This is a genomic window from Mesorhizobium sp. M0293 (assembly GCF_040321735.1).
In the GTDB taxonomy this organism is placed as follows: domain Bacteria; phylum Pseudomonadota; class Alphaproteobacteria; order Rhizobiales; family Rhizobiaceae; genus Mesorhizobium.
In genome coordinates this window covers 1-26,478 of record NZ_JAMYSA010000085.1, presented here as the reverse complement: position 1 = coordinate 26,478, position 26,478 = coordinate 1, and the positions used below count along the sequence as shown (strand labels likewise).

Below are 26,478 nucleotides of genomic sequence, written 5' to 3'. Positions count from 1 at the left end.
GAAGCGCGGGTTCATGACTGCCCCTCTTGAAGAGCGATTGGCGAAAACCGACGCGACATCCGATCTCCCCCCTGGCGGGGGAGATGGCCGGCAGGCCAGAGGGGGGTGTGAAGGATCGCCAACTTTCGAGTGTCGGCCTGTTCAGAAGCAACCCTGTCGAGGCACTCACCTTTGACGGGTCGAGAGGTCGGCGGGACAGCACCCCCCTCTGTCCTGCCGGCCATCTCCCCCGCAAGGGGGGAGATCAGCAGCTTCCAGAGGGAGGTGCCTTGCACCGGTGTCACTATGAGCTAGGCGCTGGACTACTTCAAAAACCCGTTCTTCTTCAGGAAGTCCTCGGCGACGCCCTTGACCGGCTCGCCGCCGACCTGCACGCGGCCGTTCAGCTCCTGCAACTTGACGAGGTCGAGCTTGGCGAAGACAGGCTTCAGCAGCGTCTCGATCTCGGGATGTTCCTTCAACACCGCTTCTCGGATGATCGGCGCCGGCTGGTAGACCGGCTGTACGCCCTTGTCATCGTCGAGCACGACAAGCCCGGACGGCGCGATGCCGCCATCGGTGCCGTACACCATGGCCGCGTTGGCGCCATTGGTCTGGTTGGCGGCGGCGGCGATGGTCGCTGCGGTGTCGCCGCCCGAGAGGGTGATCAACTGGTCCGGCTTCAATGTGAAGCCATAGGTGGTCTGGAACGCCGGAAGTGCTGCCGCCGAATTGACGAACTCGGCGGACGCCGCCAGCACCACCTGGCCGCCACCCGCGACATATTTGCCGAAGTCGGAAAGCGTGGCGAGCTTGTTGGTCTCGGCAACCTCCTTGCGCAACGCGATCGCCCAGGTGTTGTTGGCGGGCGACGGCGACAGCCAGACGATCTTGTTGGCGTCGTAGTCGAGCTTCTTGGCCGTCTCATAAGCTTTGGCGGCATCTTTCCAGACTGGGTCGTCGGCCTTCTCGAAGAAGAAGGCGGCGTTGCCGGTGTATTCGGGATAGATATCGATCTCACCGGCGGTGATCGCCTTGCGCACTACAGGCGTGCCGCCGAGTTGGATGCGATCCGTGGTCTTGATGTTATTGGCGTTGAGAACCAGCTGGATGATGTTGCCCAGCACGCCGCCCTCGGTGTCGATCTTCGAAGAGACAACCACCTGGGCACTGGCGGAAGCCACTGTTACGCCGAGCGCCAACGCCGCGCCGGCCAGAACCTTGACTGAAAACATCGTGAAAACCCCTTGCTATGAACCGAAATGCGGTGGCCGCATATGAGCATGGCTCAAACGCTTCGTCGGGGCATACGGTTTCATAAGAATGGAGATCAGCGCAATAATTTTGTTCGGAAGCCGGGCCTTAGACCGAAGTCATCCTGACAGCATCGTGTCAGGTCGCTCGGCAATTTGCGGTCAAGCGCTGGCTCTGCGCAAGCCTGTCAGCTTGAGCGTGCCGAGTGCCACGAAGCACAGAACGGTGACCGGAAAGATCATCCAGTTCAGCATCTCCCAGCCCCAGGCGTTGTAGACCATGCCCGACATCAGCGAGGCGCAGGCGACGGAGCCGAACAGGACGAAGTCGTGGAAGCCTTGCACCTTGCCCTTTTCCGACGACCGGTAGGTTGCGGCCACCATCGCCGTGGCGCCGATGAAGCCGAAATTCCAGCCAAGGCCGAGCAGGATCAGCGACGTCCAGAACTGCCACAGCGCCAGGCCCGACAGAGCGACAATGGCGCAGCCGATGAGCAGGATCAGGCCGGTCGCCACGATGCGCTCGGCACCGAAGCGATGGATTAGCGAGCCGGTGAAGAAACTCGGCGCGAACATCGCCATGACGTGCCAGGAGATGCCGAGCGTCGCATCGGTCTCCGACAGTCCGCAGCCGACCATGGCCAGCGGTGCGCCGGTCATGACGAAGCTCATCAGCGCGTAGCTGCCGACCGCGCAGAAAAGCGCGGCGACGAAACGCGGCTGCGTGACGATTTCGGCCAATGGCCTGGCGTCGCTGTCGGTGATCTCCACCTTGCCGGATGCTTTCGCCGGCAGCCGCAGGAACGACAGGATGATGGCGCCGACCGCGGCCAGCGGCAGGATGGAGATGAACGAACCGGCAAACATTACAGGCGCCAACAATTCGCGGGTGAAGATGACGATTTGCGGTCCGAGAATGGCGGTGACGATGCCGCCGGCCAGCACGAAGGAGATGGCGCGCGCCTTGAATTCCGGCGGCGCATTGTCGGCGGCGGCGAAGCGGAACTGCTGGACGAAGGCACCACCGACACCGATCGTGAGCAAGCCAAAAGCAAACAGCCAGAAGCTGCCCCGATAAAGCGCAAGCGTGGCGACGAGGCCGCCAAGCGCCGTGACGATCGTGCCGGTCATGAAGCCGCCGCGCTGGCCCATGCCGCGGACGATGGCCGCTGCGGGCAGCGCGCCGAGTGCCACGCCAATGTTGAAGCCGGTGATCGGCGCCGTCGCCAATGATTTGTCGGGGCCAAGCAGATATTGCCCGGCCAGCGCCCCCATGGAGATGGCGATGGGGGCCGCCGAGCCGATGATCGCCTGCGAGGCGGCGAGGATCAAAGCGGTGCGACGCGCCTCATTGCCTGCCTCAACGGCAATTGCCGTCATGATGCGTCCTTGCCGCGCCCCTCGCCACGCACCCGGCGTGACACACGGTCGAGCACGGCATTGACCAGCTTCGGCTCGTCTTCCTCGTAGAAGGCCTTGGCGATGTCGACATATTCGGAGACGATGACGGCGACGGGAACATCCTCGCGCTTCATCAGCTCGTAGACGCCGGCGCGCAGGATGGCGCGCAGCGTCGAATCGAGCCGTGACAGCGGCCAGTCCTCGGTCAGCGCCTGGCGGATGATGGGATCGATGGTCTTCTGGTTCTCGACGACACCCGCCAGGATGGCGCGAAACCATTGCGCATCGGCCTCGCGGTAGAGCGCACCGTCGACTTCCTTGCCAAGGCGAAACGCCTCGTATTCGGCGGTGATCTCGAAGACGCCGCTACCGGCCACATCCATCTGGTAGAGCGCCTGTACGGCGGCCAGCCGGGCAGCACCGCGCTTGTTGGCGTGGCGCACTGCGGGCTGGCCGGGCGAAGCGGGTTCGCTCACGATCGCGCTCCCAATTGTTCTTTGAGGGCGATCATGGTCAGCGCCGCACGCGCCGCGAAACCACCCTTGTCGCCCTCCGAGCGCTTGGCCCGCGTCCACGCCTGTGCGTCGTTCTCGGTGGTGAGGATGCCGTTGCCGATGCAGACCGAGTCCTGCACGCTCAGGTCCATGAGCGCGCGGCTGGATTCATTGGCGACAATGTCGAAATGATAGGTGTCGCCGCGAATGATGGAGCCGAGCGCAACAAAGCCGTCATAATTCGTGCCGCCTTCCGTCGCGCCGTCCAGCGCGAAGGTAATCACCGCGGGAATCTCGAGCGAACCTGGAACGGTGACGACGTCGTAAGTCGCGCCCGCTTCATCGAGCGCGCTCGTCGCGCCATCGAGCAGCGCGTCGGCAAGGCCGTCGTGGAAGCGCGCCTCGATGATCAGAACGCGTGCCTTCTTCTTCGGACGGATAAACGCTTTGCCGTGTTGGGATGTGCCAGCCATAAAAGTCTCCGGGGATCGCCGGTGACTTAGGCCGAAGCCGGATTGATCGCAAGCAGAAGATTGCCCGCGACGCCGAAGGTCCGCAGAACCTATCGGGTTTCCAGTGCTCAGACGCCTGTAGGCTCACGGTAGCGACGCACCGTATCGCGCAGTCGATCGTTCGCCGATCGCGGATTGATCAAGGCCTCAATGAAGAATCTGCTGTCGTTGGGAGACAGATCGAGCCACTCGTGCTCCTCGGCGTTCATGTCGGCCTGCGCCTCACGCATCAGCTTTTCGTCCGGCGGGGAATTCACTCTGTCCTTAGTCATCAAAGCCCCTCTTTCGCTGCTTCCACCAGCCGCGCCGCGTAGCGTGCCATGGTGTCGATCTCGAGGTTTACCCGGTCACCGACCTTGCGCTCGCCCCAGGTGGTCACGGTCAGCGAATGGTGGATCAAAAGCACGTCGAAGCGCGTGCCTTCCACCTTGTTGACGGTGAGCGAGGTGCCGTCGAGCGCGACCGAGCCCTTGGGCGCAATGAACTTCGCCAGGTCGCGAGGCGCCTCCAGCGTGAAGCGCACAGCGTCGCCCTCATCCTTGCGCTCGATGATCTCGGCCATACCGTCGACATGGCCCGAAACGATGTGGCCACCGAGTTCGTCGCCGATCTTCAGCGCCCGTTCCAGATTGATCCGCGTACCCGATTTCCAACCCATCGCCGTCGTCAGCCTGAGCGCCTCTTCCCAGGCCTCGACCTCGAACCAGCGCGCGTTCGAGCCGCTGTCGGGCAAGCCTGTGACCGTCAGGCAGACGCCGCCGCAGGAGATCGAGGCGCCGATGGCGATAGTCTCAGGGTCATAGGCGGTGTCTATACGCAACCCCACCCCTTCCCTCAGCGGCTTGACGGAAGCGACAGTGCCGACATCGGTGACAATTCCGGTAAACATCGGTGTTGATCCTAAAGGTCTCTTATCCACTCGGCGTAGCTGTCCTCGCCGAAACGCATCTCACGCAACTTGCGAAAACCTGCCGGGATATGGTCAGCGTCGATCGGCGATGCAATGCCGTCATCGCCGATCGCTTCCGGCCCCTGGAACAAGACGATGCGGTCGACCAGCCCATCGGCGAGGAACGCGCTCGCCACCTTGGCGCCGCCCTCGACCAGCACGCTTGCCATGCCGAGCGCGGCCAGATCCTCGAGCAGTTCCGGCAGAGCGATGCCGCCCTCATGTGTTTCAGTGCCGATGAAGCGCACGCCTGCGCGTTCGAGTGCTGCCCGCCGCAGCGGATCGGCCTCCAGGCAAGCGGCGACATAGAGCGGTACCCGGTCCACGCCCGACACCAGTTTCGAGGCCTCCGGCAACCTGATCTGGCGGTCGAGCACGATGCGCACCGGCGAGCGGTTCTCCAGCCCCGGCAAGCGCACCGTCAGGGCCGGATCATCCTCAAGGGCTGTACCGATACCGACCAGTATGCCGTCCGCCTCGGCCCGCATCAGATAGACTTCGCGACGCGCGATATCGCCGGTGATCGACACCTGCCCCTCGCCTTCCCTGCCGATCTTGCCGTCGCTGGAAAGCGCAAGCTTGAGAATCACTTCGGGGCGTTTTCTCAACGATCGAATCAGATAACCGGCCATCTGCTCGGCGGCTTCCGCCGCCAATACCTTCTCGACCACCTCGACACCGGCGGCACGCAGGATTGCGTAGCCCTTGCCGGACACCCGCGGATCAGGATCGCTGGCGGCGCCGACGACGCGCGCGACACCGGCATTGACCAGCGCATTGGCGCAAGGCGGCGTGCGGCCATGGTGGGCGCAGGGCTCGAGGGTGACGTAAGCGGTAGCACCGCGCGCGAGCTCGCCGGCCTCGGCCAGGGCCTCGGTCTCGGCATGCGGGCGGCCGCCGACAGCGGTGACGCCGGTGCCGACGATCATCGGGCCATTGCCGTCATCGCGTACGATCAGCGTGCCGACAGACGGGTTGGTCGCGGTGCGCCCGGCATTTTTTCGCGACAGTCTGAGTGCCGCCGCCATGAAGCGGCGATCAAGGGCGGCCTGTTCGCTTGCAGTCATGCTCAGCTGACGTCCTCTTCGCCCTTGACTTCGTCTCCCTTGAGTTCGCCCAGCAATTCGTGGAAATCCTTGGCCTCGCGAAAATTGCGATAGACCGAGGCGAAGCGGACGTAGGCGACATCGTCGAGCGACTTCAGCGCTTCCATGACCAGCCGGCCGACTTCCCCCGAAGCAACTTCCGTCTCGCCGGAGCTTTCGAGCTGGCGCACGATGCCGGTCACCGCGCGGTCGATGCGCTCGGGATCGACATTGCGCTTGCGCACGGCGATCTCCACCGAGCGCAGCAGCTTGTCGCGGTCGAACGGCACTTTGCGGCCCGATTTCTTGACCACCACCAAGTCGCGCAACTGCACGCGCTCGAAGGTGGTGAAGCGGCCGCCGCAATCGGGGCAGACGCGCCGTCGGCGGATCGCCGCGCCATCCTCGGCGGGGCGAGAATCCTTCACCTGCGTATCTTCTGACTGGCAATAGGGACAGCGCATGGAGAAGCCTTTGGTTGGCGAATCTGGTGAAGCGAAAGGCTTAGAGCCTTTCCGGTCCGGATTGAAGCAGTTCCGTCTCTTCGACGGCCTGCCGCATCAGAGATAGCGAGGCGCGAGGAAGATTGCCAGCGCAGCAACCAGCCAGATGGCGATGCCGCCGGCGACAGCCAGCCGGTAGTCGACACGATCGATGAACAGCCAGCAGGCGCCAAGGAAAGCGAGATAGGCAGGAATGGTCTTGACGCCGGCGAGGCAGGCATCGCGAAAGCCGCCCGGTTCGCCCCTGGCGCCTACGGCGAGCAACGCGATGACGGCAAAGGTCGGCGCCAGCGGCAGGATCCCCGGCAAGACGTTTCCACGCTTGGACGCCCAGACGATCAGCGCCGTCATCAATCCGCCGACCACGCCTTTCCAGACGATATCCATTCGATGCTTCCCTCTGATGCCTGCGCAATGCCTGCCAGACAGCAGCTTCAAGGTGCGACGTCGGCTGTCGCGAAGCCGCAGGAGACGCCAAGGCTGCGGTAGGCCTTGGAGAAACCGTCCATCGAGATGGTCGCGACCGGCTGTTTGCCGAAGACCACGTCGAGTGTGGTCGCACGGCGCATTGTGCGCAGTAACGCCAGGCTGGTCTTGGGCTTGTTCTCGACCATCCAGGCGAGACGGCCGGCGACGGAATCGTCGGAATAGACGGTTGCGGCAACCTGACCGGCGGCGTCGCCGAATTTTGCCGCGATCTTCTTGCCGGTCGGAAGATCCTTGTTGCCGATGGCGATCGTCACCGCCGGGTAAGCATCCGGCGGCAAAGCATCGCCATTCGAGATCGAAAGCGTCAACGTACCCGGATAGCCGCCGCTGTCGACGAAAGCGGTCGAGGCGACGCAGGTCTTGCGCGCATCCTGGCCCGTGTCCAGGACGTCGACGATGGTGGCCCATCTGCCGAAGGTGCCGGTAGCAGGTATGTTTGGAGCGGGCTGGGTCTGCGCGAAGGCACTGCCGGGCATTGTCAGGAAAGCGACCAGCCAACCATGGACCCCAAGGGTGGCGAGGCGGAAATTGCACATCATCAGATCTCCTGTTCGGCGCGCCACCCAACCATGGGCGGGCGCGCCGCTGGCCGATAAGAGATGACGCCTCGCGTCAGGTCAACCGAGATAGGGATAGAGCGGGAAACGATCGGTCAGCGCCACGACCTTGGCCTTGACCGCCGCCTCGACAGCCGCATTGCCCTCGTCGGAATTGGCGACCTTGAGACCATCCAGCACTTCGGCAATCAGCTTGCCGATCTCGCGGAACTCAGCCTGGCCGAAGCCGCGCGTGGTGCCGGCCGGGGTGCCGAGACGCACGCCCGAGGTGACGAAAGGCTTTTCCGGGTCGAACGGAATGCCGTTCTTGTTGCAGGTGATGTTGGCACGGCCGAGTGCCGCCTCGGCGCGCTTGCCGGTGGCATTCTTGGGCCGGAGGTCGACCAGCATCAGATGGTTGTCGGTGCCGCCGGAGACGATATCGAGACCGGTCTCCTTGAGACTGGAGGCGAGCGCCTTGGCGTTGGCGGCGACGCTCTCGGCATAGACCTTGAAGCTCGGCTTGAGCGCTTCGCCGAAGGCGACCGCCTTGGCGGCGATGACATGCATCAGCGGGCCGCCCTGCAGGCCGGGGAACACCGCCGAGTTCATCTTCTTGGCGATGTCCTCGTCATTGCACAGGATCATGCCGCCGCGCGGGCCGCGCAGCGACTTGTGCGTCGTGGTCGTCACGACATGGGCGTGCGGCAGCGGCGACGGATGCACGCCGCCGGCGACCAGGCCTGCGATGTGCGCCATGTCGACCATCAGATAGGCGCCGACCGCATCGGCGATCTCGCGAAAACGCTTCCAGTCCCAGACGCGCGAATAGGCAGTGCCGCCAGCCAGGATCAGCTTCGGCTTGGTCTCGTGGGCAGTCTTCTCGATGGCGTCCATGTCGAGCAGATGGTCGTCCTTGCGCACGCCATAGGACACGACCTTGAACCATTTGCCGCTCATGTTGACGGGCGAACCGTGGGTCAGATGGCCGCCCGAATTGAGGTCGAGGCCCATGAAAGTGTCACCGGGCTGCAAGAGCGCCAGGAAGACGGCCTGGTTCATCTGACTGCCGGAATTCGGCTGGACGTTGGCGAAGTTGCAGCCGAACAGCTTCTTGGCCCGCTCGATCGCCAGTTCCTCGGCCACGTCGACGAACTGGCAGCCACCATAATAGCGCTTGCCCGGATAGCCCTCGGCATATTTGTTGGTCATGATCGAGCCCTGCGCCTCAAGCACCGCTCGGGAAACAATGTTTTCCGAGGCGATCAGCTCGATCTCGTGGCGCTGGCGACCGAGTTCGTTGCGGATGGCGCCGAAAATCTCCGGATCGGCATCGGCCAGCGTGGTTTCGAAGAAAGATTCGAATTTGTTCGACACTGCCGCTGCTGTTGCCATGGCCTGAAATCCTCGGGGTTCGGGGGCTGCGAAGGTTCGCCGGGCCATTAACACAGTTGTTTTCGCCCCGCCATGTTTGCGGCGCGAAATTTGCTGGCCGGTTTGCGCCAGCGAGGCAACAGGAGGCTATTTCCGCGCCTTGCGGCCTTTCAGCAAGGCCTCGGTGAGCGTGATCTCGGTAAACAACGCTTGCGACGTATGGTCGTTGATCTCGCCGCTGCGAAACATGTCGCGCACGGCTGCGCGCTCGGCCTCGATGCCGGCGAGCCGCAGTTCCAGCTCCAGCCTTCCGGATTCGCGAGCCTCGGCGCGGGCCTCATCGGCTTCATCGGAGGCGGCGATGCGCCGCCGGTACCCTGCGACGATGTTCTCGGCGGCGGCAAGCCTGGCACCAGGCACCTCGCCGCCCTCATCCTCCGCCGCCGCAATGCTCTCGATGCGCGCGATTGCCGCCTTGGCGGCGCCGACACGCGCCAGGCGTTCCTCGGCGGCACCGGCATCCTCGCCCGGTTCGACCAGCCCCCTGGCGATCGTCGGCAGAGCGAGACTGGCGAAGACCAGCGAGCAGATGATGACGCCGGCGGCGAGGAAGATGACCAGATCGCGCGCCGGAAACGGCGAGCCGTCCGGCAGGGCGAGCGGCAGTGACAGGATGCCGGCCAGCGTGATCGCGCCGCGCACGCCGGCCACCGAACCGGCGAGCCGCACGCGCATCCCGAACGGCTCCACCTTGCGCTTGCCCAGGCGCGCCGCGATGCCGGCCGCGATGTCGCCGACCCAGATCCACAGGAAGCGCAAGACGATCAGGCACAGCGTCAGCGCGATGACTGTCGCGATCGGCTGGATGATCGGATGCAGGCTCATGAGTTCCGGCGGCACGTGGCGGATGATGTCGGGAAGCTGCAGCCCGAGCACGATGAAGAGAGCGCCGTTGAAAACGAAGGAAAGCGTCGTCCACAGCGACATCGTCTGCATGCGCGCCGAGACGCCAAGGAAGCGGAACACGCCAGAGCCACCGGTGAGCAGGCCGGCCGTGACTGCCGCCAGGATGCCGGACGCTCCGACGTGCTCGGCGCCGAGATAAGCGATGAAGGGCAGCAGGATCATCACCAGCACCTGCGCCTCGGCCGGCACGCCGCCGATGCGGTTGAGCAATTGCAGCAGCTTGGCGGCGACGAACAACGCCGCCACGCCGATCAGGATGCCGACAGCCACGGCATAGAGGAAACTCAGTGATGCCGCGGCAAAGGAAAAGCTGCCGGTTAGCACTGCTGCCACGGCAAAGCGGAACATGACGAGGCCCGACGCATCATTGAGCAGCGACTCGCCTTCCAGAATGTGCATAAGCCGCGCCGGAACGACATTCTTGTCGACGATCGAAGACACGGCCACCGCATCGGTCGGCGACAGCACCGCGGCGAGCGCGAAAGCAACGACCCGCGGGATGCTCGGCACCAGCCAGTGCAAGGCGTAGCCGAAGCCGACGATGGTGAAGAACACCAGCCCGATGGCAAGATCCAGGATAGGTCCGCGCAGCGCCATCAATTCACGCTTCGGCGCGCCATAGGCATCGCCGAACAGCAGCGGCGGAATGAACACCAGCAGGAACAGTTCCGGATCGATCTCGACATGGATGCCGCGCACCGGCCAGGCGAGTGCGGCACCGATCGCAATCTGCAGCACCGGCAACGGCACCCGAACCAGGCGCACCAACGCGCCGGAAAGCGCGACGAAGGCGAGCGCAACCAGAATGAAGACGGCAACTTCCATGGTCCGGTTCCAGACTTTCCCGCCGACCATGCGCAAAGCCGGCCGATCCGTCCAGCCGCGCCTCCCCGCGAAAAACGCAGCCGCACCCGAGCAACGAAAAAGGCCGCCCTGAACGGCGGCCTTTTCTATAAAAAGATCAGTTGCTTAAAGCGATGACGTGATCTGAAGCTCATTGGCACCGTCGAGCGCGTAGACGTCGTCGCGGAACTGTACGACGCCTGGGGCCGTCGACCAGGCCGAGAGATAGAGGAAGTGGACCGGCACCGGGTTGGTAATCTGGATCGGCGTGTTTTCGCCGGTCTTGATCGCCGCCTCGAAATGCTGACGGTCCCAGCCCGGTGTGTCGCGCAGGATCCAGGTGACGAGGTCGCGCACATTCTGCACGCGCACGCAGCCCGAGGAATCAAAGCGCATCATCTTGCCGAACAGGCTCTGCTGCGGGGTGTCATGCATGTAGACCCCGTCGGGGCTCGGGAAATTGATCTTGACCGACGCCATCGCATTGCCCGCGCCCGGATCCTGGCGGAAGCGATACTTGGCGGCGTCGTCGGTCGACCAGTCGACATTGAGCGGATCCACTTCGCTGCCATCCGGCGCGAACAGGCGGATATGGCTGTCCTTCAGATAATCGGGATTCTTCCGCATCAGCGGAATGATGTCCTTGCGTACGATCGAGACCGGCGCGTTCCAGTACGGATTGACGATGATCTCGTTGATCTTGGAATTAACGATCGGCGTCTGGCGATCGATCTTGCCGACGATGGCGGTATGGCGAAGCACGACGCGGTCGTTTTCGACCGCTTCGATCTGCGCCGCCGGAATGTCGACGAGCACGTAGCGGCTGCCCAGCGTGCCGGCCTTCTCGCGCAGCCTCTGCAGATTGGTCTGCAACTGGCCAAGCCGGATCTGCGCCGAGATATTCATCGCCGCGTAGGTGTATTTGCCCATCGCGCCGTCAGCCGGCAGGCCGTGACGCAACTGGAAGCGCTTGACCGCCGAGTCAACATAGGAATCGAAAGCCGTCGAAACGCCGGCGCTCTGTGACAGGTCGCCGGAGACCATCAACCGCTTGCGCAACGGCACGACATCGGGATCATCGACGCCGAGCTGCAGTTTCTTGGTCGCGGGAACCTCTACCCAGCCGCCCTGCCCGGCGATGTTCTGATATTGCGACACCGCCTGTTCCGTGAAGGCGACGGTCTGCGGACTGAAGATCGGCAGCGTCGATGCCACCTTGCCGCCTTCGCTGGCGCGGGCGTCGAACTGGTCATCCCAATTGCCGCGCGCCGACGATTTCAGGATATCACCGATCACATCCTGCGCATTGGCGCCGCCGGCGACAACAGCGGCTGCAAGCGCGGAGGCACCGGAAAGGAAAAAGCGGCGGCTGGTTTTCATGGACGTTCCAGACATTTGTAGCAGTTCGATCACTTGCTGCGTTGATCACCGGGCGATCTCGCCCGCACTCTAAAATTGGCAATCTTAACAATTAGCCAACCATGGTCCGTATCATCTTGGTGTGACGACGCACGAGGCGCGATACGGGTTGCCGGTGAACGCAGGGTCTTCACCACAGCATCACTGCCACTCTCGGTTCCATTGGAATATGGCGGCAACGTGGCCTTGCTCTCAAATCCGACCGGCCGGCATTCCGAAAAGAAACGGACCGATGCTTTTCGGCACCGGCCCTGACTGAAGGTCGATATTTCGGCCGCGCTTCTGTGGCGCGGGCCGGATCTGATACGGCGCCTTACATCCGGTAGGCGATGGTGTCGTTCCAGAAGCGGTCGAGCCGCTGCAAAGCGCGGTTCATCTGCTTGAACTCGTCGGTGTTGATGCCGCCGACCTGCTCGATCGAGCCGACATGGCGCTCGTAGAGACCGGCGACCACTTCCGCCACCTCGTTGCCCTTCGGCGTCAGCGAAACGCGGACCGAACGGCGGTCGATGCGCGAGCGCTGGTGGTTGATGAAGCCGAGATCGACCAGCTTCTTCAGATTGTAGGAGACGTTTGAGCCGAGATAGTAGCCACGCGAGCGCAGCTCGCCGGCGGTCAGCTCGGAATTGCCGATGTTGAACAGCAGCAGCGCCTGGATGGCATTGATGTCGGACCGACCGTTGCGGTCGAACTCGTCCTTGATGACATCAAGCAGGCGGCGGTGCAGCCGCTCAACAAGCTGCAGCGATTCCATGTACAGGGAACGGATAGCCTCGCGGCGATCGTCGGATACGTTGGCGGTCTTCGCCGCCGGACGCGAATTGATCATTGTCTTTGCCTCTCGTTTGTCGCCCTGGTCATTTTTTGTTTTTCACCTTGATCGCGACACTATCGAATACTCATAAAATTCGACTTAAACGCTAGGGCTAACAAGAGCTTACCGGTAACAGGTTTCGAAAGAGGCTTAACGAACGGTCACCCGAGCAAGGACAATTAACCTAAAGATTTCGGCAACGATTTCGGGGCTGAATTCAGGCAGCTGCCAGGTCGCCAATGTGCTCAAGGGCTTAGTGGCGAACCGGGCGTTTTTGCAGGTAGATGACGACGCGGAAGACGATGTAGAGCACCGCCACCGCCGCATGCGAGATGACGATGAGCATTCGGTGGCCGAAAAGCTCGGGAAAGCCAGCATACATCACGGTCTCGGTGGCCGCGCAAATGAACCAGATCACCGGCCCCCAGGACGCCAGCATCCACAGGCCGGCGGCGGCAAAAGGAAAGAACACGGCCAGCACCACCGCCGCCACCTGCCAGTGCACGGGCATAAGGTCGAAACGCCATAGCGAGCCCGGATAGAAGCCGATGAGCTTGATCCAGTAAAGAATGCCGAACAGCAGGCAGTAGCCCGATATGACGCGCTGGAACCAGGCGAAGATCACCTCCACCCCAGAGGGCTGCAGCACGACCCGTCTCGAGGTCACCTCGCTCATATCAAGAGCTCCCGTTCCCCAAGCGGAGCGAAATAGGCGTCGACATCGGCCTCGCTGACCGCATCGAGGCTCGCCGGACGCCATTGCGGCTTCGAGCCCTTGTCGATGATGGCGGCGCGGATGCCTTCGTAGAAATCATGGCCGAGAAGCATCCGGTTGAGGATGCGGAACTCCATCTTCATGCATGCTTCCATCGACAGGGTCAGCCCGGCGCTGATCTGGCGCCAGGCGACGCACAGGCTGGTCGGCGAGCGGGTCCGGATCGTCGCCAGCGTCTTTCCGGCGAACTCGTCGGCGTCCGCCGCACGCTCCAGGCTGTCGATGACGCGTTTCAGGGACGGTTGCGAAAAATGGCTCGATATCGCCTCCAGCGTCTGCCTGTCGGTCTCTCGCTTTGCCTGAACGAAGCAGCCACGCAGCACCGATTCCGGATCGCCGGTCAGCGTCAGCCGGTCGAGGAAGCCGCCCTGGTCCTCGGCCTTGATGGTGTGGGTGGCCAGCCCAGACCACAGCGCATCGCCATAGCGGATGCGATTGCCGGTCAGCGCCAGATACATGCCGAAGGAACCGCCGAGATCGGGCAGCAGGTGGCTGGCGCCGACATCGGGGAAAAAGCCGATGCCGACCTCCGGCATGGCGAACTGGGCATTTTCGGTCATCACCCGGTGCGAGCCGTGGAAGGAAATGCCGACGCCGCCGCCCATGACGATGCCGTCGATCAGGGCGACATAGGGTTTCCTGGAGCTGTTGATGCGGGCGTTGAGCCGGTATTCGTCGGCGAAGAACTCGACCGGCGGTTTTCCCGCCCGGCCGGTTTCATAGACATGCAGGATGTCGCCGCCGGCCGAAAAGGCCCTGCCCTCGGCCTTGACGACGACAACATCGACGCCTTGGTCGGTCTCCCAGGCGGAAAGGGCAGCGTCGAGCGCCCTGATCATGCGATGCGTCAAGGCATTGAGCGCCTGAGGCCGCGTCAAGGTGACGACGCCGGCCCGGCCCAGATGTTCGAAGCGGATCTCGTCGCCTCCGCCAAAATCCATCGTGAAAGAATCCCTCCCCCGCGCCGCCGGGATTGAAGTGCTAAAGCGTGGCGCATGGGTGCGTCAATGGCGAGCCTGGCCGGGCGTGTATCAGTTTGGGTTTCGGAAGTGGAAAGAGACGGTTCTTTGCGTCCGGATCAAATGGGTGCAAATTTGCTGCCGACGGCACGGCCAACAATCCATGCAGCCCTCAAGAGCGAATACATGACCCCTGCACCCGGAGCGTCAGAATATGATTTGGCGACGCCGCGAAAGTTCGACCCGGACGATGTCCTAAGTCGTCCACTGATGGCAAATCTGGCAACCATTGGCGCGGACGGCGCACCGCGCAACGCACCGGTATGGTTCATCTGGGAAGACGGCGCGATCTGGCTTCTCGGGTCATCGGATGGAAGCGCGGTGAAGCATATTGAGAGAGACCCGCGCTGCGCGGTGGAAATTGTTCACTTCGACAACAATGCTGGCATCTTGCTGCACCTTGGGCTGCGCGGCCTCGCCACCATCGAGGCGATGTCGCCAGACCGCTTCAAACGGCTCCTCCATAAATATCTCGGTCCCGAAGCCAGCTGGAACGAGTGGTTCATCGACAATGTGGCCCAGATCGAACATCCAGATGGGCGTATGATCAGGCTTGCCCCGGTCAGCATCTTCACCAACAACGTGTCGTTCTTCAGAACCGGCCCTGACCTTGCATGGCCGCCTTATGTCGATAACGGATTTCGAACCGGACGGTGAGCCATGCCGCAGTTTTTGCGCCTTGCCCTTGTTCTAGGTGGCCTGCTGGCCATCTGCACCGCCAATGGTCTGGCCAGGGCGGCCGATGTCGACGACCTCTACAAATCCCAGACCATCGTCAACGGCAAGTACGAGAAAAACCGCCAGTCCGGCTTCAAGCGCTGTCTCGACGCGGTTCTGGTCCGGGTGTCCGGCGATCAGCGCCTGCCGGCAAAACCGGAGATGGCGGCACTGCGCGACAAGGCCGGCAGCTTCGTCGCCGGCTTCAGCTATCGCGACCGCATGGAAGGCATTCCCAACCATGACGACCAGGGCACGTATGATCGGCCTCACAATCTCTATTGCCAGTACAAGCCAGCTGACATCGACCCGGTGCTGGCTTCGCTCGGCAGCAAGCCGTGGCTGACCGAGCGGCCACGGCTGGCGGTGTTTTTGGCGACCGAGCGCGGTACAAGCCATTTCGCGCTCGATGCCGATGACGAGCGCGACGTGCTGATGCGCGAATCGTTCAGCAATGCCGCCCTGCCACTGGCCATGCAGGTGACTTTTCCAACGGCAGCACTGCTGTCGCAGGCCGGGCTGGACCATCAGGCGCTTCGCAACGCCGAGGTGACGAAACTGGACACAATCGCGAAAAAGGCCGGCGCCGACCAGGCGCTTTCCGGCAGCCTCGTGTGGAGCGACAAGGAACTGGGCTGGATCGCCGACTGGCGGCTGGCGATGGCCGGTAAGACCTATCAGTGGGAAGTGCGCGGCGTCGGCTTCGACGAGGCTTTTCGCGTCGCTATCAAAGGCGCGGCGCAGATCCTGTCGGGCAATGGCCAACCGGAATAGGCCCCGGCCGGATCGCTGGCACAAACGTGTCGCATTGGTCAGCGGCAAGGGCTCGTGATAAAAGCCGCCGATCTGGAGTTTTGGCGATGAACAAATTCACCCCCGCAAAGCCAGCCGGCGCGCGCAGCGTCGACGACATCACCGGCAGCCGCCGTCTGCGCCGCATGCGCAAGGCCGACTGGTCGCGCCGTCTCGTGCAGGAGAACAGGCTCTCGGTCGACGATTTGATCTGGCCGATCTTCGTCGTCGACGGCAGACAAGTGCGCGAGCCGATCGCCGCCATGCCGGGCGTCTTCCGCCTGTCGATCGATCTCGCCGTCAAGGAGGCCGAGCGCGCCGCAAAGCTCGGCATTCCCGCACTCGCCACCTTCCCCAATGTCGACATCTCGCTGCGCGACCAGACCGGCTCGCACATTCTCGACCCCGACAATGTCATCAACCGCGCCACCCGCGCGATCAAGGACGCGGTGCCGGAGATCGGCATCATCACCGACGCCGCGCTCGACCCGTTCACCAGCCATGGCCATGACGGCATCCTGCGCGACGGCATCATCGTCAACGACGAGACGGTGGAACAGGTGACCGCCGCGGCCGTCATCCAGGCGGCGGCCGGCGCCGACATCATTGCGCCGTCCGACATGATGGACGGCCGCATCGGCGCCATCCGCGACGCGCTCGACGCCAACGGTTTTCAGGACGTGGCGATCATGTCCTACGCGACCAAATTCGCCTCGGCCTTCTACGGCCCCTATCGCGAGGCTGTGGGCACCGCCGGCCTGCTCAAGGGCGACAAGAAGACCTACTATATCGACCACGCCAATTCCGACGAAGCAGTGCGCGAGGCCGAACAGGACATCGCGGAAGGCGCCGACATGCTGATGGTCAAGCCCGGCCTGCCCTATCTCGACATCATCCGAAGGCTGAAGGACGAGTTCCAGATGCCGACTTTCGCCTACCAGGTGTCGGGCGAGTATTCGATGATCAAGGCAGCGGGTGCCAATGGCTGGATCGACGGCGAGAAGGCGATGCTGGAATCACTACTCGCCTTCAAGCGCGCCGGCTGCGACGGCATTTTGACCTATTTCGCGCCCGAAGTGGCGGAGTTGCTGAAGGGATAAGCCGCTAGGTCGTTTGGAATTTTAACGCAATCCGCTAGAATGAATTCATGAGCAGGAATGAAGTCATAGAGCGGTTGCAGAGAAATGCAGACGCCATCAAAGGCATGGGCGCGACTTCGCTTTATCTCTTCGGATCGACTTTGCGAGGCGACGCAGGCCCCGACAGCGATCTCGACCTCTTCATCGATTATGATCCTGCAAGGCGCTTTTCGCTGATCGATCTGGTCGGCATCAAGCAATTTCTTGAAGAGAAGATGTCAGCGGAGATCGATATCACCACCCGCGACAGCCTCAATCCCATGTTGAAGGCCGATATCGAACGATCTGCCGTGCGAATATTCTGATGGCAGTGCGCCGGATCGAACCGATTCTAGCCGAAATCATAGAAGCCTTGGACGGCATCGCTGCTGCCACCGCAGGCAAGACTCTCGATGACTTCAATAGCGGCTGGCTGCTTCGACATGGCATCGAGCGCGGGATCGAAATCATTTCCGAAGCTGCCCGGCACATTCCGGAGGATTTGGCAGCCTTTGCCCCCGAGATTCCATGGAAACAAGTTCGTGGGATAGGTAACATGGGCTGTGGTGACCGACAGCCTGCTGCCAGTACGTCTTGCTATCGAACGTATGCTTCTTCTCCGCCATGTAACTAGCGTGGCAGCAACGACAGGTTCCCGCCAGCGAGGCCGCTGGCTTGTCTTCAGAGCAGTCCGATCGTCGCCCTAGAAATACCACTTGCAATTCGCAATCAGTTTGCTACAAGAAACTGATTGCAAAATACAACTGGTTATTGAGGAGGCTCGCATGCCCAAACTTCGTGTCAACGCTTTCACCCTGTCGCTCGACGGCTATGGCGCCGGTCCCGATCAGGATCTGCAAAATCCGCTCGGCGTCGGTGGGGAATCCTTGCACAAGTGGTTTGTCGACACCCGCACTTTCCGTGAGATGGTGCTCGGACAAGATGGCGGCACCACCGATATCAACGAGGCGTTCGCGGCGCGCAGTTTCGAAAATGTCGGCGCCTGGATCCTCGGCCGCAACATGTTCGGACCGATCCGCGGCGAATGGCCCGACGACAGCTGGAAGGGCTGGTGGGGCGACAACCCGCCCTACCATGTGCCGGTTTTCGTATTGACCCATCACAAGCGCGAACCGATCGTCATGGAGGGCGGCACGACCTTCTATTTCGTCACCGACGGCATCCATTCGGCGCTTGAACAGGCAAAGGCAGCGGCTGATGGCAAGGACGTGCGCGTCGGCGGCGGCGTGTCCACCATCCGGCAATACCTCCAGGAGAAGCTGATCGACGAGATGCATCTGGCGATCGCGCCGGTGCTGCTCGGTACGGGCGAGAACCTTTTTGCCGGCCTGGACATGGTCAAGCTCGGCTATGTCTGCAGCGAGCAGGTTGCGACGCCGCTCGCCACGCACGTCACCATCAAGCGGAAGTAGTTACAGCTCTTTCTCCCCGTCACTATACGGGGAGAAATGCCCGGCAGGGCAATGAGGGGCGGCGCGACCTTTGGAGACTAGCAAGCAAGCTGCCAATGGCAGCGAATAGGGCTCAATCGCCAACGCAGGCACTGCCCCTCATCCGCCCTTCGGGCACCTTCTTCCCGTGAACGGGGAGAAGGAAGAATCTTCAATACTTCTCCGGCACGTAGAGTTCGCGTGGCAGCACCTGGCGCTCGTATTCGGGATTGAACACACGCTCCGGCAGCGTGATCTCCTCGTGCGGGACCTCTTCATACGGCATCTGCTTGAGCAGATGGCCGATGCAGTTCAGCCGCGCTCGCTTCTTGTCGTTGCCTTCGACGATGAACCAGGGCGCCTCCGGGATGTTGGTGCGGGCGAAGGTCTCTTCCTTGGCTTTGGTGTACTGCTCCCAGCGCACCCGCGACTGCAGGTCCATCGGCGACAGTTTCCATTGCTTCATCGGATCGTGGATGCGCATCAGGAAGCGCATCTGCTGTTCCTCGTCGGTGATCGAGAACCAGTATTTGACCACGGTGATGCCCGAGCGGACCAGCATGCGCTCGAACTCCGGCACGTCGCGGAAGAATTCTTCGACCTGATCGGGCTGGGCAAAGCCCATTACCCGTTCGACGCCCGAGCGGTTGTACCAGGAGCGGTCGAACAGCACGATTTCGCCGCCGGCCGGCAGATGCGGGACATAACGCTGGAAATACCATTGCGACTTCTCGCGCTCGGTCGGCGCCGGCAGTGCCACGACACGGCAGATGCGCGGATTGAGCCGCTGGGTGATGCGCTTGATGACGCCGCCCTTGCCGGCCGAATCGCGCCCCTCGAAGATCACCACCAGCTTCTTCTTGTGGTAGGCGACCCAGGACTGCAGCTTGATCAATTCGGACTGCAGGGTAATCAGGTCGCGAAAATATTGCATACGATCGATCGAAGGCGGATGCGCATTCTTGTAGATCTTGGCGATCTCCATCGACAGCGCCGGCTCCGACATTTCGAGCTCATAGTCCTCGTCGAGCGTGTCGGCGAGCTCGGCTTCAAGCCAGTCCCTGGCAGGAGAATTCTGTTTTAGCTCGGTCATTTCAGCTGCTCCGCTTGCAAGCTCTGTCGATGCACGTCCGGCGCCCGAAACTCCCGGCTTACGTCCCGGAACGGCAACACCTGAGCCGACTTCAATATAGCCCGCCAGTGACGGTTTTATTGCAGCCTGGAACATGACACCGCCGCTGCGAATCCCGTGAGGCATGATCGATCCGTCGTCGTGGCATGGCGACAAGCCGCTCAAATTGTCCTACAAATAGCAGTCACATTCGGGGCACCCTCCCCAGCCCCTTTCCCAATGCAATCGCGAGGATCTGATATGGAATACCGCACTCTCGGCCGTTCCGGCTTGAAAGTTTCGACGCTGACCATGGGCACCATGACTTTCGGCGGCGCCGGCGCGTTTTCGGCGGTCGGCAAGACCGATCTCGACGAAGCGCGCCGGATGATCGACCTCTGCATCGATGCCGGCATCAACGTCATCGACACCGCCAATGTCTATTCGAACGGCATTTCGGAAGAGATCATCGGCGAAGCGCTCGGTGGCAAGCGCAAGGGCGACGTGCTGATCGCGTCCAAGGCACGGATGCGGATCGGCAAGGGTCCAAACGATGAAGGCCTGTCGCGCCATCACCTGATCCGCGAATGCGAGAAGAGCCTGAAGAGGCTCAAAACCGACGTCATCGATATCTATTTCCTGCACGAATGGGATGGCGTGACGCCGCTGGAGGAAACCATCGCCGCGCTCGACACGCTGGTTGCCCAGGGCAAGATCCGCTATGTCGGCTGTTCCAACTATTCCGGCTGGCAGGTGATGAAGGCGCTCGGCATCAGCGACAGCCATCACCAGCCTCGCTTCGTCACTCAGCAGATCCACTACACGCTGGAAGCGCGCGAGGCAGAGTATGAATTGCTGCCGATTTCCGTCGACCAGGGGCTGGGCGTTATGGTCTGGAGCCCACTTGCCGGCGGATTGCTGTCCGGCAAATACCGGCGCGACAGCCCCACCGCCCGCCAGCTCGCCGGTTGGTCCGAACCGCCGATCCGCGACGAGGATCGGCTCTGGCGGATCGTCGACGTGCTTGTCGAGATCGGCACGCAGCGCGGTGTGTCGGCAGCGCAGGTGGCACTGGCCTGGCTGCTCGGCCGGCCGGCGGTCAGTTCGCTGGTGATCGGCGGCAGGACCGAAACGCAGTTCCAGGACAACATCGCTGCGGCAAGCCTGGTGCTCACAGGCGACGAACGCGGTCGCCTCGACGCGGTCAGCCGGCCGCCTTTGCTCTATCCCTACTGGCACCAGCAGCTGACGGCAAAGGACCGCTTCGGCGCCGCCGATCTGGTTCTTGACCGCAGCGGCATCTGATGAGCGGGCGCCAAAGCCTGCGGCGTTCTAGCCGTCGATAAAACGCCAGACCTCGGGATCAGGCTCGATCTGGCCGCTGAGGACAAAATATTTGTAGATCACGAGCAGCGAGATCGCCTGCTCGTCCTGTTCGTTGGAGAATTGGCGGCAATAGGCATTGGCCGCGGCGATAATGCGTTGCGCCTCGGCCGGGTGCCGTTCGAAATAGCGCACCTTGTCTGCGACATCGGCGAAATCCGGATCGAGCGGCACGTAGTGGACACCGGCCTCGAGTTGCTTTTCCGCAAACCATGTCTCGTATGTCGGTGGCGGCATCAGGCAGAGCGAATTCGAATTCAGGATCCATTTGAGGTTCGTCGCCACATCGTTGCCTTCGATCGAGACGATGTAGCGGTAACGCTGCTGCTGGCTGACGCTGAGAAAGGGCTTGGCGTATTCGGCCGGCGCGTTCGGCTTGTGTGAGCCGGCATCGCAAAACGGCAGGTCACGCACAGCGTCGATAAATCCTGTCCGTTTCGGATTGTTGAGATCGCCGCGCCAGACCACGGCCGGGCGCTTGTCAGCGAATGCAGTTGCGTCGGCCGGCATGTGGAAGTGCCGAAACTTGTTGAATTTCATGATGACCGCATTGCTGTCATCGGCGCAGATCGGCCGATCCTTGACGAGCGTCGGCACCTTCGGCACCTTGATGACATCGCCGAATTTGACGTCGACGAGCAATGCCGGGTCGAAATAGCGGGCAAACTCCCTCAGATCGTAATAGTACATGGTCGGCGTGGAAGGCAGCTTGTCGATACGCACCGCGGCCGGGCTGGGCGTAAACGCTTCCTGCAGCTTGTTGTAGTAATTCAGCCGCCGCCGCACCGCCTCATCCGAGAGCCTGGCCTTCTTGAGCCGGTCGGCCAGCTGCCGGCGAAACAGCGCCTGCGGCACGACATCGCGCGCGACGTTTCGCGCATAGTAGTAAACCTTTGCCGTCGTTCGTGCGATTGTGGCCATCAGTCACTTGATAAAAACAAAACGGGCAGTTCCCAATGGGTTGGCGCCCGGTTCTCCCTACACCATTGTGCCGCGCATCTTGCAAGCCCCGGACCATCATAGACGCCAACGGCCGGGCACTATCGCTTCAGCTGTTGTGTTTGACGGCTAATGCTCCTAGGCAGGGTCAGAGCCGCTAAAAGCAATTCCGGGAAAAGCGCATAGCGCTTTCCCTATGGGATTGCGTCAAACAAAGAGATGGAGCGATTCTGCGTTTCCGTGAAACGACGAACCGGTCCAGCAGTGAAAAAGGAGCCGATATGGCGCGACCACCAAATTACGATCAGGAACGCAAGGAACGCGACCGCCAGAAAGCGGCCAAGAAGGCCGAGAAGCTGGCAGCCAAGGTCGCGGCGAGGGAACGTTCGAAGCCCGAGGACGAGACCGAAGGCGAAACCGAAAAGGCAAAGTGACGGCAAAAGGCCCGCAAATGCGGGCCATGCCTCAATCCGGATCGCCGCCCAGATGGCTGGCTTGTGTCAGGCCGGCGCCTTGTCGCTGACGAAGACGTCCACTTCACGCGCTGCCGCGATGAAGGCGCGCCTGGCGTTCATCGCCGGCTTGTCGCCGGCCAGCGCGTCGTGACAAGCCTGCAGGGCCGCGCGATGCTTGGGGCTGCGCTTGCCAGGCCAGCTGTTGAGGAGGTAGTCGGAAGCCTCACGCGCCGTCCGCAAGAGCTGAGTGCTTCCCGCTGCGACTGACTTCACAGTCACAGGTGTTTCAAATCGGTTGTTTTCCATCGCCGCTCCTTACGCCATCGGCGTCTGTGAAGCGAGGCCGAAAGTGCGCATAGGTCCAGACGCCGCTTTTTGCGTCCCCTACACCACGCCTTAAGCGGCGACGACGGCAAAGCCTCTGGCGCGAAGACCGCGCCGATCGTTGGCCAGCGACGTCACCAGCCGGTCGCGGCTGCCGACGATGTGGGTCGAAAGCAGGCGGGCGGCTTTATCGGCATCGCCGAGACGTACCGCCGCCAGAATGGCGCGATGTTCGGCCCAGGCGCGGCTGAGAGCCGCTTCGTCGCGAACCTCCAGCCAGCGCGCCCGCGACAGGCGTGTCATGGCATCGCGGACCGCCCGGAACAGGAATTCGTTGCCCGACAGACGCGCCAGTTCGATGTGAAAATCCATGCCGACACGATGCCATTCCTCGCGCGGCGTGTCGTTGTCGCAGGAGTCGAGCATCGCCTCGATGACATCGACGGCGCTCCGGTCCGCCAAGCCGCATGTCAGGCGAAGTGCCGCAACCTCGACCGCCTCCCTGTAGACGGCGATCTGCTCGAGTTCAGCCAGGTTGATGGGTGACACCGTCCAGCCACGCCCGTCCCTGCCGACCAGGCCCTCGGTCTCGAGCCGTAGAAGTGCTGCCCTGACCGGGGTTCGCGACGCACCGAAGCGGCTTTCGATCCAGCGCTCCGTCAGTTTCTCGCCGGGACCAATTTCGAGGCCCAGGATCATCTGCCGAAGCTGTTTTTCGACGCTCTGCATCCGCGACATTTTTGCTCCCGTTTTCCGGTCGTTATGGCTTCGGACCGTTTGACGACGATCACGTTTGAGAGGTTGCATTGACAGCGGTCAAGCTTGCGTCCATGAGGGGTACCATCTTGGTATCCCAAGCTGGTATCCGCAGCAAGTGTCGGTAGGCATTACTCGGACAGGACATACGACATGCCGCAGAATACGCCCCCAGCGACCGACAGCACCTACAACATCCACTGGCGGCGCAATCTATTCGTGTGTTTTGCCGGTTCGTTCTCGACGCTTGTCGCCATGACGCTGCTGCTGCCGTTCCTGCCGCTCTATATCGAGCAGCTCGGCGCCGAGGGCCACGCGGCGATCGTGCAGTGGTCGGGAATCGCCTACGGCGCGACCTTCTTCGCGGCGGCGCTGGTGGCGCCGCTCTGGGGACGTCTCGGCGACCGCTACGGCCGCAAGGTGATGCTGGTTCGCGCCAGCTTCGGAATGGCCATATGCATGTCATTGACGGGCATGGTGCAAACGGTCTGGCAGTTGGTGCTGCTGCGGCTGCTGATCGGTTTTGCCGGCGGCTATTCCTCGGGATCGACCATCCTCGTCGCTATGCAAACGCCCAAGGAGCGTTCCGGCTGGGCACTGGGCCTGCTGTCGGCCGGTATCACGGGTGGGGCCCTGGTCGGGCCGCTGGTTGGCGGCGCCCTGCCGCCACTGATCGGCATCCGCGCCACCTTTCTCCTGTCAGGCGGCGTCATCTTCCTGGCGTTCCTGGCGACCACCTTTCTGATCAAGGAAAATCCCCGGCCGAAACCAGCAGACGCGGCTGCGAGAGAGAAGCCGAAAGGCGGCTGGGCACAAATACCGGACAAGCGTCCTGTTGTCGCCATGCTGGCGACCGGCATGCTGTTGAGTTTCGCCACCATGTCGATCGAGCCGATCATCACCGTCTATGTGCAGCAGTTGATCGAAGACCAGAGCCGCGTGACGCTGATCTCAGGCGTCGTCATGTCGGCGGCCGCGCTTGGCGCCATCCTGTCGGCTTCGCGCCTTGGCAAGCTCGCCGACCGCATCGGTCACTGGAACGTCGTCATCGGCGCGCTTGCCGTCTCGGCGCTGCTGCTGGTCCCGCAGGCCTTCGTCACGCAGAGCTGGCAACTCATCGGCCTGCGCTTCCTGATGGGCCTGGCGCTGGGCGGGCTCTTGCCCTGCATCACCAGCGTCATCCGTCACAATGTTCCCGATGGCGTCGGCGGCAACGTGCTCGGGCTGTCGATCTCCGCCCAATATATCGGGCAGGTCGCAGGCCCTTTGCTAGGCGGCTTTGCCGGTGGCCATTTCGGCATGCGCTCGGTGTTTCTGGGCACATCCGTATTGATGGCGGGCGGCGCGGTGTATAACTGGCTGGCGCAATCGCGCCGCGAGCAGAACATGCTTGCCGACGCCGGCAAGCCCTGACGGGGTTGGCGTATCCCTCTGATATTCACGGAGCCACGGACATGAGCATGGCCGAGCAACCTTCCGGCAACATCGGCCGTATCCTCATCCTGGCCGGCGGCCTCTGTGGCGCCGCCGGCGTGGCGCTGTCGGCCGCGGCGGCGCATCTGGGCGGCGCCTTCACCGGCACCGCCGCTTCCTTCCTGCTGATGCATGCGCCGGTCTTTCTTGCCGCCGGATTGCTTGGCGCGAACCGGATCCTGCGCATCGGCAGCCTGGTCCTGCTGCTTGGGCTTCTGTTGTTCTGCGGCGACCTGTTGGCCCGCGACTTCCTCGGCTCACGGCTGTTCCCGCTGTCGGCGCCGATCGGCGGCACCTTGCTCATCGCCGGCTGGCTGGCGATCACTGCCTCGGCGCTGGTGCGCGCGCGTTCCTGACGCCTCTGGGCGCCCTGCCCGACATACCAGCCTGCGCCCGTCAAACGTCATTTTGCGGAGCAGTCAGTCCTGCCGGCGCTCGGGCTGGATAAGCAATTCGCGATTTGGGCGTCGCAGCCTCGCCAACCGACGCGCCTCCGGCCGCTCGGACGCCGGGGCAATGCCCCAGTAGTTGCGGTAGATGTCTTCGAACAGATAGCTTACGGGATGCATGATGTGCACTCCTTTCAAAACTTGAATCGATCCAATCCGCCGCCACGAAAAAGCGGCGCCGCTCAGCTCCGCTTGCGCTCCACGAGGAACCGCAACTCGCGAACCCATGGGTTGGCCGTGCCGCGGCGCTTCATGGTCGCGGCATTCGAGCGGATGCTCCAATCGTTGCGATAGATATCTTCGAACAGAAAGCTGACGGGATGCATGGCACATCTCCCTTGCTGCCTTGAATCGATCCAACCTCCGAGACCATTACTGCTTTGGATCGATTCAAACAATACACCCCACCAAGCCCTTGATCAAGCCAAAATTTGAACCGATCCAACGAAAGTGCTAGATGGGGGAATTCAGGAGACGAAAATGGCGCCATTGACCTCTGCAAAGACAAGACCGGTCCGGCTGGCGGACATCGCCAAAGCGGCCGGCGTCTCGCATGGCACCGCGTCCAACGTGTTCGCCCGCCCGGATATCGTGCGCGAGGAGGTCCGCGAACGGGTCAAGGCGGCAGCCGAGGCAATGGGATATGGCGGACCCGACCCCAAGGGCCGGCTGCTGCGCGCCGGCAAGGTCAACGCCATCGGTGTCGCCACCGCCGAACCGTTATCCTATTTCTTCGACGACCCTTTCGCCCGGGTGATGATGGCCAGCATCTCGCAGGCCTGCGACGCGACCGGCGCGGGGATCTCGCTGGTCTCCGCCGCCAACAACGAACAGCTCGCCTGGAACATCCAGAGTGCGCTTGTCGATGGCTTCATCGTCTTCTGCGTCGACGGCGGTTCAAAACTGGTCGAACTGGCGCGTGACCGCAAACTCCCCTTTGTGGCGCTCGATCTCGATTCAGACGACGACGACGAGGCCGTCGCGGCGATCGGTGTGGACAACATCGCCGGGGCCGGCCTCGCGGGCCGCCCTCTGACCGCGCTTGGGCATCTTCGCTTTGCCGTGCTGGCCCTGCCCTGCGCGGCCGCCGGCGTCGGCC

Annotated in this window: 33 protein-coding genes; 11 read left to right on the top strand and 22 right to left on the bottom strand. The window is 62.6% G+C overall.

Going from position 1 to position 26,478, the window contains the following annotated elements:
• Window positions 1-302 precede the first annotated feature (302 nt).
• The 16 genes from osmF to NKJ06_RS25700 form a co-directional block, all read right to left on the bottom strand.
• Complete coding sequence (gene osmF / locus NKJ06_RS25775; protein ID WP_352635828.1) at window positions 303-1,214, bottom strand: glycine betaine ABC transporter substrate-binding protein OsmF; 912 nt, start codon at window positions 1,212-1,214, stop codon at window positions 303-305.
• A gap of 180 nt (window positions 1,215-1,394) precedes the next feature.
• Window positions 1,395-2,612, bottom strand: coding sequence for an MFS transporter (locus NKJ06_RS25770; protein WP_352635829.1), 1,218 nt, complete (start codon window positions 2,610-2,612; stop codon window positions 1,395-1,397).
• On the bottom strand, window positions 2,609-3,109 hold the full coding sequence (gene nusB / locus NKJ06_RS25765; protein ID WP_023798402.1) for a transcription antitermination factor NusB: 501 nt from the start codon (window positions 3,107-3,109) through the stop codon (window positions 2,609-2,611). Before nusB ends, NKJ06_RS25770 begins: the two co-directional genes overlap by 4 nt.
• Entirely contained in the window at window positions 3,106-3,600 is a 495-nt protein-coding gene (gene ribH, locus NKJ06_RS25760) for a 6,7-dimethyl-8-ribityllumazine synthase (RefSeq protein WP_352635832.1), read from the bottom strand. The genes nusB and ribH overlap by 4 nt, the downstream gene beginning before the upstream one ends.
• Before the next feature lie 107 nt (window positions 3,601-3,707).
• Window positions 3,708-3,911 (bottom strand): type II toxin -antitoxin system TacA 1-like antitoxin, encoded by a 204-nt coding sequence (locus NKJ06_RS25755; RefSeq protein ID WP_352635834.1) that lies wholly within the window; start codon window positions 3,909-3,911, stop codon window positions 3,708-3,710.
• A complete protein-coding gene (locus NKJ06_RS25750; RefSeq protein ID WP_352635835.1) occupies window positions 3,911-4,528 on the bottom strand; it encodes a riboflavin synthase in 618 nt (205 codons plus the stop codon). Before NKJ06_RS25750 ends, NKJ06_RS25755 begins: the two co-directional genes overlap by 1 nt.
• An 11-nt stretch (window positions 4,529-4,539) precedes the next feature.
• The gene (gene ribD / locus NKJ06_RS25745; protein WP_352635837.1) at window positions 4,540-5,655 is read right to left on the bottom strand and encodes a bifunctional diaminohydroxyphosphoribosylaminopyrimidine deaminase/5-amino-6-(5-phosphoribosylamino)uracil reductase RibD; all 1,116 of its coding nucleotides are present in this window, start codon (window positions 5,653-5,655) and stop codon (window positions 4,540-4,542) included.
• 2 nt (window positions 5,656-5,657) lie between these two features.
• On the bottom strand, window positions 5,658-6,137 hold the full coding sequence (gene nrdR, locus NKJ06_RS25740) for a transcriptional regulator NrdR (protein ID WP_352635839.1): 480 nt from the start codon (window positions 6,135-6,137) through the stop codon (window positions 5,658-5,660).
• Window positions 6,138-6,233: 96 nt separating this feature from the next.
• Window positions 6,234-6,563 carry a GlpM family protein gene (locus NKJ06_RS25735; protein WP_352635841.1) on the bottom strand — a complete coding sequence of 110 codons (330 nt, stop codon included), beginning with the start codon at window positions 6,561-6,563 and terminating at the stop codon, window positions 6,234-6,236.
• Window positions 6,564-6,610: 47 nt separating this feature from the next.
• Window positions 6,611-7,201 carry a hypothetical protein gene (locus tag NKJ06_RS25730; RefSeq protein WP_352635864.1) on the bottom strand — a complete coding sequence of 197 codons (591 nt, stop codon included), beginning with the start codon at window positions 7,199-7,201 and terminating at the stop codon, window positions 6,611-6,613.
• Window positions 7,202-7,282: 81 nt separating this feature from the next.
• The gene (glyA, locus tag NKJ06_RS25725) at window positions 7,283-8,596 is read right to left on the bottom strand and encodes a serine hydroxymethyltransferase (RefSeq protein ID WP_352635843.1); all 1,314 of its coding nucleotides are present in this window, start codon (window positions 8,594-8,596) and stop codon (window positions 7,283-7,285) included.
• Between the two features lie 126 nt (window positions 8,597-8,722).
• The gene (locus NKJ06_RS25720) at window positions 8,723-10,366 is read right to left on the bottom strand and encodes a Na+/H+ antiporter (protein WP_352635845.1); all 1,644 of its coding nucleotides are present in this window, start codon (window positions 10,364-10,366) and stop codon (window positions 8,723-8,725) included.
• Window positions 10,367-10,510: 144 nt separating this feature from the next.
• Window positions 10,511-11,764 carry a L,D-transpeptidase family protein gene (locus NKJ06_RS25715; RefSeq protein WP_352635846.1) on the bottom strand — a complete coding sequence of 418 codons (1,254 nt, stop codon included), beginning with the start codon at window positions 11,762-11,764 and terminating at the stop codon, window positions 10,511-10,513.
• Between the two features lie 352 nt (window positions 11,765-12,116).
• Window positions 12,117-12,632, bottom strand: coding sequence for a transcriptional regulator LdtR (ldtR, locus tag NKJ06_RS25710; RefSeq protein ID WP_008875359.1), 516 nt, complete (start codon window positions 12,630-12,632; stop codon window positions 12,117-12,119).
• Between the two features lie 238 nt (window positions 12,633-12,870).
• Window positions 12,871-13,293: a DUF6163 family protein gene (locus NKJ06_RS25705; RefSeq protein ID WP_352811068.1), complete on the bottom strand. Its 423-nt coding sequence runs from the start codon at window positions 13,291-13,293 to the stop codon at window positions 12,871-12,873.
• On the bottom strand, window positions 13,290-14,333 hold the full coding sequence (locus tag NKJ06_RS25700; RefSeq protein ID WP_352811067.1) for an enoyl-CoA hydratase/isomerase family protein: 1,044 nt from the start codon (window positions 14,331-14,333) through the stop codon (window positions 13,290-13,292). Before NKJ06_RS25700 ends, NKJ06_RS25705 begins: the two co-directional genes overlap by 4 nt.
• 66 nt (window positions 14,334-14,399) lie before the next feature.
• Between NKJ06_RS25700 and NKJ06_RS25695 the strand changes: the two genes are divergently transcribed.
• From NKJ06_RS25695 to NKJ06_RS25670, 6 genes are all read left to right on the top strand, one after another.
• The gene (locus NKJ06_RS25695) at window positions 14,400-15,068 is read left to right on the top strand and encodes a pyridoxamine 5'-phosphate oxidase family protein (RefSeq protein WP_352811065.1); all 669 of its coding nucleotides are present in this window, start codon (window positions 14,400-14,402) and stop codon (window positions 15,066-15,068) included.
• Between the two features lie 3 nt (window positions 15,069-15,071).
• Window positions 15,072-15,902, top strand: coding sequence for a DUF8605 domain-containing protein (locus tag NKJ06_RS25690; protein ID WP_352811064.1), 831 nt, complete (start codon window positions 15,072-15,074; stop codon window positions 15,900-15,902).
• An 86-nt stretch (window positions 15,903-15,988) separates the two neighbouring features.
• A complete protein-coding gene (hemB, locus tag NKJ06_RS25685) occupies window positions 15,989-17,020 on the top strand; it encodes a porphobilinogen synthase (protein WP_352811062.1) in 1,032 nt (343 codons plus the stop codon).
• Window positions 17,021-17,067: 47 nt separating this feature from the next.
• Window positions 17,068-17,364: a nucleotidyltransferase family protein gene (locus NKJ06_RS25680; RefSeq protein WP_352811061.1), complete on the top strand. Its 297-nt coding sequence runs from the start codon at window positions 17,068-17,070 to the stop codon at window positions 17,362-17,364.
• Window positions 17,364-17,672 carry a HepT-like ribonuclease domain-containing protein gene (locus NKJ06_RS25675; protein ID WP_352811059.1) on the top strand — a complete coding sequence of 103 codons (309 nt, stop codon included), beginning with the start codon at window positions 17,364-17,366 and terminating at the stop codon, window positions 17,670-17,672. Before NKJ06_RS25680 ends, NKJ06_RS25675 begins: the two co-directional genes overlap by 1 nt.
• 151 nt (window positions 17,673-17,823) lie before the next feature.
• Window positions 17,824-18,471, top strand: a complete 648-nt coding sequence (locus NKJ06_RS25670) for a dihydrofolate reductase family protein (protein ID WP_352811057.1) — start codon at window positions 17,824-17,826, stop codon at window positions 18,469-18,471.
• A gap of 190 nt (window positions 18,472-18,661) precedes the next feature.
• Here NKJ06_RS25670 and ppk2 read toward each other — a convergent pair whose 3' ends face one another.
• Window positions 18,662-19,582, bottom strand: coding sequence for a polyphosphate kinase 2 (ppk2, locus tag NKJ06_RS25665; protein ID WP_352635667.1), 921 nt, complete (start codon window positions 19,580-19,582; stop codon window positions 18,662-18,664).
• A 279-nt stretch (window positions 19,583-19,861) separates the two neighbouring features.
• Between ppk2 and NKJ06_RS25660 the strand changes: the two genes are divergently transcribed.
• Window positions 19,862-20,905, top strand: a complete 1,044-nt coding sequence (locus NKJ06_RS25660) for an aldo/keto reductase (protein ID WP_352811055.1) — start codon at window positions 19,862-19,864, stop codon at window positions 20,903-20,905.
• A 27-nt stretch (window positions 20,906-20,932) separates the two neighbouring features.
• Here NKJ06_RS25660 and NKJ06_RS25655 read toward each other — a convergent pair whose 3' ends face one another.
• The gene (locus NKJ06_RS25655; RefSeq protein WP_352811054.1) at window positions 20,933-21,904 is read right to left on the bottom strand and encodes a glycosyl transferase family 90; all 972 of its coding nucleotides are present in this window, start codon (window positions 21,902-21,904) and stop codon (window positions 20,933-20,935) included.
• Window positions 21,905-22,203: 299 nt separating this feature from the next.
• Between NKJ06_RS25655 and NKJ06_RS25650 the strand changes: the two genes are divergently transcribed.
• Entirely contained in the window at window positions 22,204-22,356 is a 153-nt protein-coding gene (locus NKJ06_RS25650) for a hypothetical protein (protein WP_352635661.1), read from the top strand.
• 66 nt (window positions 22,357-22,422) lie between these two features.
• Here NKJ06_RS25650 and NKJ06_RS25645 read toward each other — a convergent pair whose 3' ends face one another.
• Both NKJ06_RS25645 and NKJ06_RS25640 read right to left on the bottom strand, forming a co-directional pair.
• Window positions 22,423-22,617: a DUF982 domain-containing protein gene (locus NKJ06_RS25645; protein ID WP_244497772.1), complete on the bottom strand. Its 195-nt coding sequence runs from the start codon at window positions 22,615-22,617 to the stop codon at window positions 22,423-22,425.
• Window positions 22,618-22,773: 156 nt separating this feature from the next.
• Window positions 22,774-23,439 (bottom strand): GntR family transcriptional regulator, encoded by a 666-nt coding sequence (locus tag NKJ06_RS25640; RefSeq protein ID WP_352811053.1) that lies wholly within the window; start codon window positions 23,437-23,439, stop codon window positions 22,774-22,776.
• Window positions 23,440-23,610: 171 nt separating this feature from the next.
• Between NKJ06_RS25640 and NKJ06_RS25635 the strand changes: the two genes are divergently transcribed.
• Window positions 23,611-24,870: a multidrug efflux MFS transporter gene (locus NKJ06_RS25635; protein ID WP_352811052.1), complete on the top strand. Its 1,260-nt coding sequence runs from the start codon at window positions 23,611-23,613 to the stop codon at window positions 24,868-24,870.
• 41 nt (window positions 24,871-24,911) lie between these two features.
• Window positions 24,912-25,286 (top strand): DUF423 domain-containing protein, encoded by a 375-nt coding sequence (locus NKJ06_RS25630; protein ID WP_352811050.1) that lies wholly within the window; start codon window positions 24,912-24,914, stop codon window positions 25,284-25,286.
• A gap of 63 nt (window positions 25,287-25,349) precedes the next feature.
• Here NKJ06_RS25630 and NKJ06_RS25625 read toward each other — a convergent pair whose 3' ends face one another.
• Together NKJ06_RS25625 and NKJ06_RS25620 are read right to left on the bottom strand one after the other, a co-directional pair.
• Window positions 25,350-25,499 carry a hypothetical protein gene (locus NKJ06_RS25625; protein WP_352811048.1) on the bottom strand — a complete coding sequence of 50 codons (150 nt, stop codon included), beginning with the start codon at window positions 25,497-25,499 and terminating at the stop codon, window positions 25,350-25,352.
• A 62-nt stretch (window positions 25,500-25,561) separates the two neighbouring features.
• Window positions 25,562-25,705: a hypothetical protein gene (locus tag NKJ06_RS25620; RefSeq protein ID WP_352811046.1), complete on the bottom strand. Its 144-nt coding sequence runs from the start codon at window positions 25,703-25,705 to the stop codon at window positions 25,562-25,564.
• 154 nt (window positions 25,706-25,859) lie between these two features.
• Between NKJ06_RS25620 and NKJ06_RS25615 the strand changes: the two genes are divergently transcribed.
• Window positions 25,860-26,478, top strand: a 619-nt coding sequence (locus NKJ06_RS25615) for a LacI family DNA-binding transcriptional regulator (protein WP_352811044.1), incomplete at its 3' end; no start/stop codon positions are given.